General features: G+C 66.2%; 11 protein-coding genes. 5 read left to right on the forward strand and 6 right to left on the reverse strand.

Annotation, left to right across the window (positions count from 1 at the left end; genetic code table 11):
• The 3 genes from HUK82_RS11165 to HUK82_RS11175 form a co-directional block, all read left to right on the forward strand.
• Nucleotides 1-191 (forward strand): enoyl-CoA hydratase/isomerase family protein (locus HUK82_RS11165; protein ID WP_176614028.1); only part of this gene is annotated, 191 nt, incomplete at its 5' end.
• Nucleotides 192-271: 80 nt separating this feature from the next.
• A complete protein-coding gene (locus HUK82_RS11170; RefSeq protein ID WP_176614029.1) occupies nucleotides 272-1,684 on the forward strand; it encodes a protein adenylyltransferase SelO in 1,413 nt (470 codons plus the stop codon).
• A gap of 61 nt (nucleotides 1,685-1,745) precedes the next feature.
• Nucleotides 1,746-3,233 (forward strand): sugar porter family MFS transporter, encoded by a 1,488-nt coding sequence (locus tag HUK82_RS11175; protein ID WP_176614030.1) that lies wholly within the window; start codon nucleotides 1,746-1,748, stop codon nucleotides 3,231-3,233.
• 87 nt (nucleotides 3,234-3,320) lie between these two features.
• Here HUK82_RS11175 and HUK82_RS11180 read toward each other — a convergent pair whose 3' ends face one another.
• The 6 genes from HUK82_RS11180 to HUK82_RS11205 all read right to left on the reverse strand — a co-directional run bounded on the left by HUK82_RS11180 (nucleotide 3,321) and on the right by HUK82_RS11205 (nucleotide 9,567).
• Nucleotides 3,321-4,373, reverse strand: coding sequence for an NADP(H)-dependent aldo-keto reductase (locus tag HUK82_RS11180; RefSeq protein WP_176614037.1), 1,053 nt, complete (start codon nucleotides 4,371-4,373; stop codon nucleotides 3,321-3,323).
• A 186-nt stretch (nucleotides 4,374-4,559) separates the two neighbouring features.
• Complete coding sequence (locus HUK82_RS11185; RefSeq protein ID WP_176614031.1) at nucleotides 4,560-5,483, reverse strand: FAD-binding protein; 924 nt, start codon at nucleotides 5,481-5,483, stop codon at nucleotides 4,560-4,562.
• 2 nt (nucleotides 5,484-5,485) lie between these two features.
• Nucleotides 5,486-6,235: an electron transfer flavoprotein subunit beta/FixA family protein gene (locus HUK82_RS11190; RefSeq protein ID WP_176614032.1), complete on the reverse strand. Its 750-nt coding sequence runs from the start codon at nucleotides 6,233-6,235 to the stop codon at nucleotides 5,486-5,488.
• A gap of 63 nt (nucleotides 6,236-6,298) precedes the next feature.
• Nucleotides 6,299-7,936: an electron transfer flavoprotein-ubiquinone oxidoreductase gene (locus HUK82_RS11195; protein ID WP_176614033.1), complete on the reverse strand. Its 1,638-nt coding sequence runs from the start codon at nucleotides 7,934-7,936 to the stop codon at nucleotides 6,299-6,301.
• A 174-nt stretch (nucleotides 7,937-8,110) separates the two neighbouring features.
• Nucleotides 8,111-9,082 (reverse strand): quinone oxidoreductase family protein, encoded by a 972-nt coding sequence (locus HUK82_RS11200; protein WP_176614034.1) that lies wholly within the window; start codon nucleotides 9,080-9,082, stop codon nucleotides 8,111-8,113.
• Between the two features lie 20 nt (nucleotides 9,083-9,102).
• On the reverse strand, nucleotides 9,103-9,567 hold the full coding sequence (locus HUK82_RS11205; protein WP_176614035.1) for a methylated-DNA--[protein]-cysteine S-methyltransferase: 465 nt from the start codon (nucleotides 9,565-9,567) through the stop codon (nucleotides 9,103-9,105).
• 59 nt (nucleotides 9,568-9,626) lie between these two features.
• Between HUK82_RS11205 and mnmE the strand changes: the two genes are divergently transcribed.
• Both mnmE and HUK82_RS11215 read left to right on the forward strand, forming a co-directional pair.
• Entirely contained in the window at nucleotides 9,627-10,940 is a 1,314-nt protein-coding gene (mnmE, locus tag HUK82_RS11210; protein WP_373318220.1) for a tRNA uridine-5-carboxymethylaminomethyl(34) synthesis GTPase MnmE, read from the forward strand.
• Between the two features lie 9 nt (nucleotides 10,941-10,949).
• Nucleotides 10,950-11,497, forward strand: a 548-nt coding sequence (locus HUK82_RS11215; RefSeq protein WP_176614036.1) for an FAD-dependent oxidoreductase, incomplete at its 3' end; no start/stop codon positions are given.

An 11,497-nucleotide genomic window follows, 5' to 3' on the forward strand; every position in this document is an offset into this window, starting at 1 on the left:
ATCCGAAGGCGGACGTTCTGGCCGCGATCGCGCAGGAAACCCGGCTGGTCGGCCGCCTGCTGGCCGAGCCCGACTTCGCCGAAGGCGTTCGTGCGCGCGTGATCGACAAGGATCGCCAACCGCGCTGGGCGTGGCCAACCGCCGCTGCGGTGCCCGACGCTCTGGTGGACGACATCCTCGGCACTCGCTGAGCGTTCACCCCTCGACAGCAGAGACCCAAGGCGGTGTGGCACCCGTCCGCACCGCCGCGTGGCCGCCAAGGAGCCGACCGATGCCCGTTTCCCCGACCTACCGCCCCTCGCGCGCTCACATGGATCTGGGCAGCGTGTTCTACGATCCCGTCGCCCCCGCCGACTTCCCGCAGACGCTCCTGCGCTACCGCAACGACCGGGCAGCCGCCACGGTGGGGCTCGACACCCTGACCGACGAGGAATGGCGCGCCCATTTCGGTCGGTTCATTCCCCTGCCCGACTCCCTGCCGCAGCCTCTGGCCCTGCGCTATCACGGCCACCAGTTCCGTGTGTACAACCCCGACCTTGGCGACGGGCGCGGCTTTCTGTTCGCCCAGATGCACGATGCCGTGACCGGGCGCCTGATGGATCTCGGCACCAAGGGCAGCGGCACGACGCCATGGTCACGTGGCGGCGATGGTCGGTTGACGCTCAAGGGGGGCGTGCGGGAAATCCTGGCCACCGAAATGCTTGAGGCGCTGGGCGTAAACACCTCCCGCACCCTGTCGGTGATCGAGACGGGCGAGCGTCTGGCGCGCAATGACGAACCCTCCCCGACCCGCGCGTGCGTTCTGGTGCGTCTGGGCCATTCCCATATCCGCATCGGCACGTTCCAGCGCCTTGCCGTGCTGGACGAACGTGCCGCGATGGACCGGCTGGTCGCCTATGTGCGCGACACCTATTACCCCGACCTCGCGCCGGCACCGGGCCAAAGCGAGGCCGCCGCCCTGTTCGGGGCCGTGTGCGAGCGGGTGGCCACCACGGGCGCGCAGCTTATGGCGGCCGGTTTCGTGCATGGCGTGCTGAACACCGACAACATCGCCATCACGGGCGAGAGTTTCGACTACGGCCCCTGGCGCTTCCTGCCCACCTACGATCAGAGCTTCACGGCCGCCTATTTCGATCATGCCGGCCTGTATGCCTATGGGCGGCAGCCGCAGGCCCTTGGCTGGAACCTGGCCCGTCTTGCCGAATGTCTGTTGCCGCTTGGCACGCTGCAAGAGTTCCAGGTGGCGCTGGAGTCATTCGCCACAACCTATCAGAAACAACTCAATATCCAGTATCTGCGTAGACTGGGATTGCAGCACCAACCCGATGCCGATGTTCCCGAAATAGCGACGCCGATCACCGAATTTCTATCCCGCGCACGGGTTGGATTTGAAAATTTCTTCTTTGACTGGTATGGAGGTGCCAACAGCACACAACGCGCGATGAACGGACCCCGGGCATCCTTCTATGACAGGGCGGATTTCGCGCCGGTCAGGGCCCTGTTCGATGCGTTCGCGGGCCGTCAGCCGACGCAGGCGTATTTCGAACGCCACGATCCGGTGACGATGCTGATCGATCAGGTCGAAGCGCTCTGGTCGCCCATCGCCGAATCCGACGACTGGGGCCCTTTTCATGCGACGCTTGGCAACATTGCCGGGCTTCGCGCCGTTTACGGAGTGCCGTAGCCGCGCCGCTTTTCTCCCGCCTGGCGCCCGGGAACCACGACTGGACACAAGGCAGATCCCCATGCAGGACGCGACCACCGCCTCCACCCCGCCGCCATCGGCGGACGTGAAGGAAGCCAACCAGCACGTCAGCTCCATCGAACTCTCGCCCAACGCCTCGAAAACACTCTGGCTCGCAGCCGCGGTGGCCGCTATCTGCGGCGGCCTCTACGGCTACGATACCGGCATCATCTCGGGTGCTCTGCTGCTGATCACCAAGGATTTTCACCTCAGCAGCGGTACCCAGGAACTGGTCACATCGGCCATTCTGGCCGGCGCGGTCATCGGCGCGGTCGGCACGGGTTTCATGTCCGAGCGTTTCGGTCGCCGCATATCAGTCATCATCGTGACGGCCGTCTTCGTCATCGGTGCGTTGGCCTGCTCCTTCGCCCCGGATGTCACCGCGCTTATCGTGGCGCGTGTGTTTCTCGGTCTGGCCGTCGGTGGTTCGACGCAGGTCGTGCCGATGTACATCTCCGAACTGGCCCCGTCGGAACGGCGCGGCAATCTGGTCACCATGTTCAACGTCGCGATCGGCGTCGGCATCCTGCTGGCCAACATCATCGGTTTTGCCGCGCGTGACGCATGGGGCTGGCGCCCGATGATCGCGATCGCCGCCATTCCGGCCGCCTTCGTGTTCCTGTCGATGTTCTTCATGCCGCGCAGCCCGCGTTGGACGGCCGAAAACATCGGCCTGACGGAAGCCGTCGACGAACTGCGCCGCGTGCGCGAGAGCCGCAAGCAGATCCGTCACGAGATCCGCCAGATGCACGAAACCGCAGCCGAGGTGGACGACCGCGACCGCGGCTGGCGCGGCCTTGGTCAGCCCTGGGTGCGTCCGGCGCTGATCGCCGCGCTCGGCGTTGCGTTCTTCACGCAGTGCGGCGGTCTGGAGATGATGATCTACTACGCGCCGACCTTCCTGTCGGACGCGGGTTTCGGCGCGTCGTCCGCCTTGCTGGCCAGCCTTGGCGTCGCCACCGTCTATCTCATCATGACCGCGCTGGGCTGCGTGTTCGTCGACCGGATCGGCCGCCGCCGCCTGATGCTGATCATGGGGCCCGGCTCGGTGCTCAGCCTCATCGGCCTTGGCCTGATGTTTGCCGTCCATCCGGCCAAGGGGTCGTTCGGCGCCGACCTGATCATAGTGTTCCTGTTGCTGTTCATGGTGTTCAACTCGGGCGGCATCCAGGTGGTCGGCTGGCTTCTGGGGGCCGAAATGTTCCCGCTGCCGATGCGCGGGCAGGCCACCAGCCTGCATGCCGCGACACTGTGGGGCAGCGACCTTCTGGTGACCGGCACGGCACTGACCCTGGTCAATCTGATCTCGCTGGGCGGGACGATGTGGTTCTACGCCGGCATCAACCTGCTCAGCACCCTGTTCGTGTTCTTCTTCGTGCCGGAAACCACTGGCGCGTCGCTCGAGGATATCGAAGAGGCCCTCCGTCAGGGACGTTTCCGCCCGACGCGCGAGCACAAGGCGATCGCCCGCGACGAGCGTGAAGACTGAGAGGGGCCTGCCGGGTGTGGGGGCGCTTTCCCCACGCCCGGCAGAGGAGCACGCCCCTGTCGATCCGGTTCGTATATTTCCGCCGTCTTACGGCGACGGATTACAGTAGCGCGCGTGGATTGCGTCGATCCGTGCCAGAAGATCGGGCGTAATCACCACGTCGAGCGACCCCAGATCAGTCCGTAGCTGATCCATGCTGGTAGCGCCGATGATGTTCGACGTTACGAACGGGCGTTGCGTCACGAACGCGAGCGCAAGCTGCGCCGGGTCGACGCCCATATCGGCCGCCAGTTCCAGATACGCGTCGATCGCTTCTTCCGCGTTCACCTTCTGATAGCGTTGCCCACGATCGAACAGGGTCGTGCGCGCGCCCGCGGGACGGGCACCGCGCTGGTACTTGCCGGTCAGATAGCCCTGCGCCAGCGGCGAATAGGCCAAAAGACCCACCTGCTCACGCATTGCGAGCTCGGCAAGCCCGATCTCGAAGGTCCGATTCAGCAGGTTGTAGGCGTTCTGGATCGACGCCACACGCGGCCCATGTCCGGTCTCGGCCAGATGGACAAAGCGCGCCGTACCCCACGCCGTCTCGTTGGACAGCCCCACATGCCGGATCTTCCCCTCCTGGACGAGTTCGTCCAGTGCAGCGAGCGTTTCCTCGATCGGCACGTCCTTGCTGGTATCGCCAAGCCCGTGAAACGTGTTGCCGTTGCCGCCGAACAGACCGATATCGCGGTCCGGCCAGTGCAGCTGGTACAGATCGATATAGTCGGTGCGCAGACGTTTGAGCGATCCCTCGATCGCATAACGGATGTTGGCACGATCGAGACGTGCCTCCGCGCCGTCGGGACGGAACCATCCCATCTGCGTGCGGCCGACGACCTTGGTCGCCAGAATCACCTTGTCGCGGTTGCCGCGGGCCGCCAGCCACGACCCCACGATCCGCTCGGTGGAACCCTGCGTCTCGGCGCGGGGGGGAATCGAATACAGCTCGGCCGTGTCGATGAAGTTGATGCCGCGATCCAGCGCGTAATCGAGCTGCGCGTGCCCTTCGGCCTCGGTGTTCTGTTGACCAAACGTCATGGTTCCCAGGCAGATCGCGCTGACCATCAGGTCGGTGCGGCCCAGTCTGCGGCGCTCTATCATATCACTCTCGCAACGATATGGTTTCGGAAACGGTCGGGGGCGGGACGACATGTCGTTGCGCGCGGACGAAAATGCGCTGTCCCCACCCTGATGTGTAGAAAAATCGTCTGACAGGCACAGCGCGAGAAGCCCGCGGGCTTCTCGCTGTATTCGGGGCGGACGGACGCGCCCCAGGGCACGCCATCAGCCCAGCGCGGACTCCAGCTCCGGAAGAACCGTGAAAAGGTCACCGACGATACCGTAATCGGCAACCTGGAAAATCGGCGCTTCCGGGTCCTTGTTGATCGCAACGATCACCTTGCTGTCCTTCATGCCCGCCAGATGCTGGATCGCGCCGGAAATACCCAGCGCGACATACAGCTCCGGTGCCACGATCTTGCCGGTCTGCCCGACCTGAAGCTCGTTGGCCACGAAGCCCGAATCCACGGCCGCGCGGGATGCGCCGATGGCGGCACCCAGCCGGTCGGCCAGAGGCTCCAGCAGCCTGAAGTTCTCGGCGTTCTGCATGCCGCGTCCGCCGGACACCACCACGCGCGCCGAATCCAGTTCCGGCCGTTCAGACTGCGACAGCTCCACCGCGATGAACTGGGACGTGGCGGGCGACGCCACGGGCGCCAGCGTCGCGACGTCGGCGGTGCCGCCGTCGGCGGGTGCCGGGTCGAAATTGGCCGCACGCACGGTCAGGACCTTTTTCCCGTCCGACGAACGCACCGTCGCCAGCGCGTTGCCGGCATAGATCGGCCGCACGAACGTGTCCGCATCGACGATTTCCACGACATCGGGGATCGGCTGCACGTCCAGAAGGGCTGCGGCACGCGGCAGGATGTTCTTGCCGGTCGCCGTCGCCGCCGCCACGATATGGCTGTAGTCCCCGGCCAGTGAAACCAGCAGGGTGGCCACGGGTTCGGCCAGTTCATGGGCCAGCGCGGGATCGGTTGCCAGCAGCACCTTTTCGACGCCCGCGATTTTTGCGGCCGCGCCTGCGGCGGCCTCATCGCCGACGACCAGCGCATGCACCGTGCCAAGCGTCGCCGCCGCCTGAACGGCCGAGCGCGATGCCTGACGGATCTGACCCTCTTCGTGGTCGAGCAGAACAAGAACGGTCATGATCAGATCACCTTCGCTTCGCTGCGCAGTTTCTCCACCAGTTCGGCGGCCGAGCCGACCATCACGCCGGCCTTGCGGGCCGGCGGTTCGGCCACCTTCACCACCGTCAGGCGCGGGGCCACGTCGACGCCCAGATCGCCGGCGGCAATCGTCTCCAGCGGCTTCTTGCGCGCCTTCATGATGTTCGGCAGCGAGGCGTAGCGCGGTTCGTTCAGGCGAAGATCGGCGGTGATGATCGCCGGCAGCTGAAGAGACACCGTCTCCAGGCCCCCGTCGATTTCACGCGTGACGCGCACGCTTTCGCCTTCGATCTCGACCTTGCTGGCGAACGTGCCCTGCGGCCTGTCCAGAAGGCCGGCCAGCATCTGGCCCGTGGCGTTCATGTCGTCGTCAATCGCCTGCTTGCCCAGCAGGACGATGCCCGGCTGTTCGCGCTCGACCAGCGCACGCAGGATCTTGGCAACCGCCAGCGGCTCGGGCGATTCCTCGGTCAGCACCAGAATGGCGCGATCAGCACCCATGGCCATGGCGGTGCGCAGCGTGTCCTGCGCCTGCTGCACCCCGATCGACACGGCGACGATCTCCGTCGCGGCACCCTTTTCCTTCAGGCGCACGGCCTCCTCGACGGCGATTTCGTCGAAGGGGTTCATCGACATCTTCACGCCGGCGGTCTCGACCCCGCTTCCGTCCGCTTTCACGCGCACCTTGACGTTGTAGTCGATCACCCTTTTTACGGGCACGAGTATCTTCATGATCGTCTTTCGCCTGAATTCAACAGTGACACGCGGGGGATCATAGCCGGTTTTGGCGCGAAATCACATCCCGCCGGGATAATTCGGGCCGCCACCGCCTTCGGGCGTCTCCCAGTCGATGTTCTGCGTCGGGTCCTTGATGTCGCAGGTTTTGCAATGCACGCAGTTCTGCGCGTTGATCTGCAACGTCGTCTCGTCACCTTCGGTCACGGCCTCATACACGCCGGCCGGACAGTAGCGGCTTTCCGGGGAGCGGTAGACATCCCAGTTCACGGTCTTCCACATCGCCTCGCTGCGCACTTTCAGATGCACGGGCTGGTCTTCCTCGTGGTTGGTGGCCGAGAGGAACACCGACGACAGCCGATCGAACGTCAGCGTGCCGTCCGGCTTGGGATAGTCGATCGGTGCGCACAGCGACGCCGCGCGCAGCGTCTCGTTGTCGCCATGGCGGTGATGCAGTGTCCACGGTGCCCGGCCACGCAGCAGCATCGCGTCGATCCCGCTGTAAAGCGCACCGCCACGGGCGCCGAATTTCGAAAACGCCGGCCGGATGTTGCGGACGTCGCGCAGCTCTTCCCACAGCCAGGACTCCTTGACGCGGGTCGTAAAACTTGCGGGCTCGACCCGATCGTTTGCCAGAGCGTCCGCCACGGCCTCCGCCGCCAGCATGCCCGATTTCATCGCCGTGTGCGTACCCTTGATCTTGGGCACGTTCAGGAAACCCGCCGCATCCCCGATCAGGGCGCCCCCGGGGAAGGTCAGGCGCGGAATGGACTGCACGCCGCCTTCGGACAGCGCGCGCGCGCCATAGACGATGCGTCGACCGCCCTTGAAATGATGGACGAACGCCGGATGCGTCTTGACGCGCTGCATTTCGTCAAACGGCGACAGCCACGTATTTTCGTAGTCCAGCCCGACGACAAACCCATAGGACACCAGGTTCTCGCCGAAATGATACAGCCACGCGCCGCCGTAGGTGCTGTTGTCGAGTGGCCAGCCGAAACTGTGCTGCACCAGGCCGGGGCGGTGGTTCTCGGCGGGGATCTCCCACACTTCCTTGATCCCCAGACCATAGGTCTGCGGGTCGACGCCCCGGCGCAGGTCGTAATGCGCCATCACCTTCTTGCTGAGCGAGCCACGACAGCCCTCGGCAAAGAGCGTGTGTCTGGCGCGAAGTTCCATGCCCGGCGCATAGTTCGGACCCGGCTGGCCGTCGCGTCCCACGCCCATGTCACCCGTGGCGATACCCACCACGCGGTTGTTCTCGATGAGAACCTCCGAGGCGGCGAAACCGGGATAGATTTCCACCCCGAGCTCCTCCGCCTGCGACGCCAGCCAGCGGCACAACTCGCCCAGACTGATGATGTAATTGCCGTGATTGCTCATGTGCGGCATCACGCGGTCGAGCATCGGCACCTTGAACGCGCGCGTCTGCGTCAGATAGAGCATCGACTCTTCGGTGACCGGCGTGTTGAGCGGCGCGCCCTTGTCCCGCCAGTCGGGGATCAGTTCGGACAGGGCCCGGGGCTCGATCACCGCGCCCGAGACGATATGCGCACCGATCTCGCTGCCTTTCTCGACCAGGCACACCGTGGCGTCCGGTGCCGTCTGACGCAGGCGGATCGCGGCTGCCAGCCCGGCCGGACCGCCACCGACGATCACGACATCGAATTCCATCGCCTCGCGTGCGCTATCGCTCATTCTACCCTGTCCCCCGTGTTGTCTGCCTGAATGCGCATCCTGACCGCCCAGCGTGCCGTGTCGCCGGTGCGCGGCTGTGCCGGTTTTCCCGTTCTGACAGGGCCCGTACGTTAAAGCATCGCGGCCAAAGGGGAAATAGCCCGTGACCATTCGGGCAGACGTACGGGTGGCGGCTCAGGGGATCAGAATGGTGCTGCCGACGGTCGTGCGGGCGGCGAGATCGCGCTGGGCCTGCGCGGCATCGTCAAGGGCGTAACGCTGGCCGATCAGCACCTTCAGCACACCCGTCCGGATTGCCCCGAAGACGGCAGCGGCGGCGTTTTCCAGATCGCCGCGCGCCGCGGTATAGGTCGCCAGTGTGGGGCGCGTCAGATACAGGCTGCCGCGCGCCGCAAGGCTGCTGGCGGCGATGCCCGTCACCTCGCCGCTGGCATTGCCGTAGGTCACCATCATCCCGCGCGGCGCCAGGCAATCGAGGCTGGCGGTAAAGTTTTCCTGCCCCGTTGCGTCATACACGACCGGCACCATCGCGCCGCCCGTCACCTCGCGCACCCGGGCGGCGAGATCGTGTGTGCCGATGATGACTTCCGTCGCGCCGTTGTCGCGTGCCAGCGCCGCCTTGGCCTCGGACGAGACCACGCCGATCGTGCGGACACCCTTGCACCGCGCCCACTGGCACAGGAACAGACCAACGCCACCGGCCGCCGAATGGACCAGGATCGTCTCTCCCGCGTGCACCGGACGGACCTCGTCGAGCAGCATATGCGCCGTCATGCCGCGCAGCAGTGCTGCGGCCGCGACATCACTGTCGATGCCATCGGGGATCGGTACGCAGCGCGCGGCGGGGACCACCCGACGCTCGGCATAGGCGCCCAGAACCCCGGCATAGACGACGCGATCACCGACCTCGACCGAGGTGACGCCGTCTCCCACCGACTCCACGATGCCCGCACCCTCCATACCGGGAATGGCGGGCATGGAGGGGAACTTGTAGACGCCGGTGCGGAAATAGATGTCGATGAAATTCACGCCGATCGCCTCGTGGCGCAGCAGGATTTCGCCCGCCTTGGGCAGCGGTGTCGGCAGTTCCTCGACCCGGAGCTGTTCAGGCCCACCATAGGCATGGACTCGGACGGCCTTGAACATGACGCGCTTCCTTTCGTGGATCAGCCGGCCTCGACCGGCATCTTGGAGAGACGTTCGAGGTGAAGCAGAAACTGTTTGTGTTCCACGCCCCCTTCGCCGGAATAGCCGCCGATCCCGTCGGCGGCGACCACCCGGTGGCACGGAATGATGATCGGGATCGGATTGGCACCCACCGCGCCACCGACCGAACGCGCGCTGCCGCCCGCCGTCCGGGCCACCGCGCCATAGGTTTGGACGTCGCCCGGCGGAATGGACCGCAAGGCCGTCCACACCTGCTGGCGATACGGCGAACCGAAGGGTCGCAGCGGCAGGTCGAACGGCTCCGCCTCCCCGTCGAAATAGCGGTCGAGCCAGTCGGCGGCCGCACGCAGTAACGGTGTTTCTTCCTGGTCGCGGCCCCGTCCCCAGTCGAGTGCCACGATCGCCCCGTCCTCTTCGGTCAGGGTCAGGGAGCCAAGTGGGGAATGCAGGGAAATCTGTGGCATCAGGGTCCGGGATTGCGTATGCGTGCGGAGGTTTTCACGCAGACGGTACTATGGTCGGGATGATGCAGTCCAGTATGGCGACGGGCGCGCCCATCTTCGCCCTTGCCACCGGTGCCGGGCGCGCCGCGGTGGCCGTGATGCGGGTCAGCGGCACCGGCACCGGCGCGATCCTCTCGACGCTGTGCGGGGGGCGGGTCCCTCCGCCCCGCAGCGCGCGTCTGCGAACCCTTCAGCGGACCATCGATGGGCGGTGCGTGGCTCTCGATCACGCGCTGGTCCTCTGGTTTCCCGCGCCCGGAAGCTATACCGGCGAAGATTCGTGCGAGCTGCACCTGCACGCCGGACCCGGGGTCATCGACGCAGTGGGCGACGCGCTCGTGGCCCTTGGCGCGCGTCCGGCCGAACCCGGGGAATTCACCCGCCGCGCCTTCGAGCATGGTCGGCTCGACCTGATCCAGGCCGAGGGTATCGCGGACCTGATCGAGGCCGAAACCGAATCCCAGCGACGGCAGGCCCTGGAACAGGCGGACGGTGCCCTGAGCCGCGTCTACAGCGCGTGGGCGGAGCGCCTGAAGACACTGCTCGCCCGACAGGAGGCGCTGATTGATTTCCCCGACGAGGAGATCCCCCCCGAGGTGGAGCGGGCGGTGCTGGACGACGTGCGCGCCCTGATCGACGAGACGGGCGCCCATCTGGATGATGCCGGCCGGGGCGAGCGCCTGCGGCGCGGGCTGGTGTTCGCGATCGTGGGCGCGCCGAACGTCGGGAAATCGACGCTGCTGAATTACCTCGCCGATCGGGACGCCGCCATCGTGTCCGACGTCGCGGGTACCACGCGCGACGCGATCGAGGTCCGGGCCATGCTGGGCAGCGTGCCCGTGACCCTCGTCGATACGGCGGGACTGCGCGAAACGGCCGACCCGATCGAGGCGGAGGGCATCCGCCGGGCGCTGTTTCACGTGAAACAGGCCGACTGGACGCTCCATCTTTTCGACGGGCCGGATATTCCCCCAATGGCGGTCGGGAATGCCCTGCCCGTGCACACCAAGGCGGATCTGGCCGCCGGGCCGCCCGGGGTGCTGTCGATCAGCGTGCAAACCGGACACGGGCTCGCTATACTGCGTGACGTGCTGGCGGCGCAGGCAACGGCGCTGACGGCACGACAGGGCACGCCGCCCCTGACCCGTGCGCGCCATCGCGCGGGGATCGAGGAGACACGGGCGGCCCTGATGCGCGCTCTGGCGCAGGACTGGCCGGAGATGCGGGGCGAGGATCTGCGGCTGGCCATGCGCGCGCTTGGGCGACTGACCGGACAGGTCGGGGTCGAGGATTTGCTCGACAGTGTGTTTGGACAATTCTGTATCGGTAAGTGAGACCGGGTTTTGGAACAGCGTTTTGACGTGATCGTAGTGGGCGGTGGCCACGCCGGGTGCGAGGCTGCGGCCGCCAGTGCGCGGGTCGGGGCCGCGACCCTGCTGCTGACCCACAGCCGCGATACGATCGGTGCCATGTCGTGCAATCCGGCCATCGGCGGAATCGGCAAGGGCCACCTTGTGCGCGAAATCGATGCGCTCGACGGACTGATGGGCGTCGCGGCCGATCGTGCCGGGATCCATTTCAAGCTGCTGAACCGGTCCAAGGGACCGGCCGTGCATGGCCCGCGCGCGCAGGCCGACCGTTCGCTCTACCGCGCTGCGATCCAGACGCTGCTGGCACACACGCCGAACCTGACCATCATCGAAGGTGGCGTCGACGATCTGATCGAGGATCGATCAGGCGCGATCGCCGGCGTTGTGACGGCGGACGGACGCCGCTTCGGTGCGGGCGCCGTCGTCCTGACGGCCGGCACCTTTCTGCGCGGCACGATCCATATCGGCCACGAAAGTACGCCGGCCGGCCGCGTCGGCGAGGCCCCGGCGGCGGCACTCGG

It is taken from the genome of Ameyamaea chiangmaiensis (assembly GCF_013376175.1).
Taxonomy (GTDB): domain Bacteria; phylum Pseudomonadota; class Alphaproteobacteria; order Acetobacterales; family Acetobacteraceae; genus Ameyamaea; species Ameyamaea chiangmaiensis.

Excerpts from the sequence above, each read along its gene's own strand:
- HUK82_RS11175 (WP_176614030.1), top strand. The coding sequence starts at position 1,746 with ATGCAGGACGCGACCACCGCCTCCACCCCGCCGCCATCGGCGGACGTG.
- HUK82_RS11185 (WP_176614031.1), bottom strand. The coding sequence starts at position 5,483 with ATGACCGTTCTTGTTCTGCTCGACCACGAAGAGGGTCAGATCCGTCAG.
- HUK82_RS11195 (WP_176614033.1), bottom strand. The coding sequence starts at position 7,936 with ATGAGCGATAGCGCACGCGAGGCGATGGAATTCGATGTCGTGATCGTC.
- mnmE (WP_373318220.1), top strand. The coding sequence starts at position 9,627 with ATGATGCAGTCCAGTATGGCGACGGGCGCGCCCATCTTCGCCCTTGCC.
- HUK82_RS11205 (WP_176614035.1), bottom strand. The coding sequence starts at position 9,567 with ATGCCACAGATTTCCCTGCATTCCCCACTTGGCTCCCTGACCCTGACC.
- HUK82_RS11200 (WP_176614034.1), bottom strand. The coding sequence starts at position 9,082 with ATGTTCAAGGCCGTCCGAGTCCATGCCTATGGTGGGCCTGAACAGCTC.
- HUK82_RS11190 (WP_176614032.1), bottom strand. The coding sequence starts at position 6,235 with ATGAAGATACTCGTGCCCGTAAAAAGGGTGATCGACTACAACGTCAAG.
- HUK82_RS11170 (WP_176614029.1), top strand. The coding sequence starts at position 272 with ATGCCCGTTTCCCCGACCTACCGCCCCTCGCGCGCTCACATGGATCTG.